This is a genomic window from bacterium (assembly GCA_040756715.1).
GTDB lineage: Bacteria > UBA9089 > UBA9088 > UBA9088 > UBA9088 > JBFLYE01.
Genome location: JBFLYE010000095.1, coordinates 1,057 through 3,087 on the forward strand (window position 1 = coordinate 1,057; position 2,031 = coordinate 3,087).

Below are 2,031 nucleotides of genomic sequence, written 5' to 3' on the forward strand. Positions count from 1 at the left end.
GGATGGATATTCAAAAGCCTATTCCTTACACAATATAGACTTGCTGGGTTTACAGTATAGATTAGGGGAAGGTTTTTTGAAACGATATACTGCCATTTGTCATACAATAGCTTTCTCTTTTTATGGTCAAGCTCCTGACAGCCTTTATTAAATATCTCATCAATTTCCTTTTCCCAAGAAGAAAGGGAAGCCTTCCAAACTGCCTTATCTTTCTCATCAGCTGGCTCTGGATTCCAAAGATGTAATTGCCCGGTAGATTCCCAGACATTCTTTCCCGAATGTGGCTCAACGCCGCCGGTAAAGCCAATTAAAACGGCATCCCAATTGTGTGAAGATGTAAGCATTTCAACCAGCTTGTTAAAATCAATAGGAGAAAAGGTAACACCCAGGCCAATATCCCTTAAATCTTTGGCAATAATTGCTCCCATATCCTTTCTCTGGGTATTTTCTGCATTGGTTAAAAGGGTAAATTTTATGGGATTGCCCATTTTGTCCTCCCTTATTCCATCCTTGTCTCTATCAATAAATCCAATTTCATTAAGGATTTTCCTTGCCTTCTTTAAGTTGTATTCATATTTAATAACATTTGGATTATAAAAGAAGCCAGCGGCTTCCTCCATAGCAGAATCCTGTGAAAACCCAAGACCTGATAAACAATTGTTAATAATTGTCTTCTTGTCTATACAATGGGCAATTGCCCTTCTAAATGAGAGATTTGAAAAGTAAGGTTTTTTTTGATAGATAGGGCTCTGATTGAAGGCAATGAATGTTGTTCCAAAGCCAGGACCACAATTGTATAGGGTATAATTCCCCCTCTTTTCCCCTTCTTTAAGATGTGCCCAATCTTTTCCCATCACAGAGAGAACATCTATCTCGCCTGCTTGGAAGCTCGCAAGCTGTGCCTCCCTATCTGGCACAATGAATGTAATAATTCTTCCTATGTAGGGAAGAGAATTTCCATCCTTATCCTTTTTCCAATAATTTGGGTTTCTCACATATGTAATCCTCTCACCTGGCTTATATTCTTTCATCATAAATGGGCCGGTTCCTACAATCTCCTTTGGTCTTGTATTTACACCCCAGGCTGAAGTAAATGTTTTCTCTTTAACATATTTTTCAAGAATATGTTTGGGAAGAATAGAAACTCCAAGCTGATGAAGGAGGGGAGCAAATGGTTTGGGAAGGATAAACTCAACCGTATAAGTTCCTAGCTTTTTTACTATCAGCCTTTTTCCATCTATGGTCATTACATCCCTTAATGAGGTGGGAATATCGTCATTATAGATAAGGGAATTATAGGTAAAAACAACATCGTCTGCGGTAAAGGGAATGCCGTCAGACCAAAGGACATCATCCCTTAAATTAAATGTCCATCTCTTTCCCTTCTGGCTATATTTCCAGGATTTGGCAAGGCAAGGCTTAATCTCGGTTGTTATTCCGTCCCTTTCGGTTAAACCTTCAAAGAGAAATGCCAATGCCTCAGAGGTTGATGTCTCATTAGAAATAATAAGATTAAATGTCTTTGGATCAGAGGTGGTGGAAAGATAAAGGGTGTTTGCTTGCGGGCAAAAGGCAATTGAGGGAATTAAAAAAAGGAAAATTATTGCTTGGATTGCATAAAAGCACAGAGGCAGAGAGGCAGAGAGGCAGAGAGGAAAGAAAATGGCTTTTTTCATTACTTGGGTTGTTCTGGTGGCTGGGCTGGCTGAACACTAGGCCTTTCTCCCTTTGGAGCACCCTTTGATTTTATAAGGCTTCCTGGCCCTATCCTTACCAGGATTATAGAAAATATCATAAACAATGCGGCTAATATAGCGGTTGCCCTGGTTAAGACATTTCCTCTGGTTGAGCCAAATATATTTTCAACCGTGGCTCCACCAAATGCCGCGGCTATCCCTCCTCCCCTTCCCGCCTGAATAAGGATAATAAAAACAAGAAAAAGGGAAATGAGAATATATAAAAATGTAATAATTGCACCAATCATATTTATATATTCTCATTTCCCTTTTTCTTGTTTTTATTATCCTTATT

General features: G+C 39.1%; 2 protein-coding genes. Both read right to left on the minus strand.

Annotation, left to right across the window (positions count from 1 at the left end; translation table 11 throughout):
• On the minus strand, nt 1–1,676 hold a 1,676-nt coding region (locus tag AB1397_03595), incomplete at its 3' end, for an ABC transporter substrate-binding protein (GenBank protein ID MEW6482072.1).
• Nucleotides 1,676–1,984 carry a preprotein translocase subunit SecG gene (secG, locus tag AB1397_03600; GenBank protein ID MEW6482073.1) on the minus strand — a complete coding sequence of 103 codons (309 nt, stop codon included), beginning with the start codon at nt 1,982–1,984 and terminating at the stop codon, nt 1,676–1,678. The genes secG and AB1397_03595, both read right to left, overlap by 1 nt.
• Nucleotides 1,985–2,031 lie beyond the last annotated feature (47 nt).

Bases quoted from the DNA above. Each gene is read 5' to 3' on its own strand.
- secG (MEW6482073.1), bottom strand. From the start codon at position 1,984: ATGATTGGTGCAATTATTACATTTTTATATATTCTCATTTCCCTTTTT.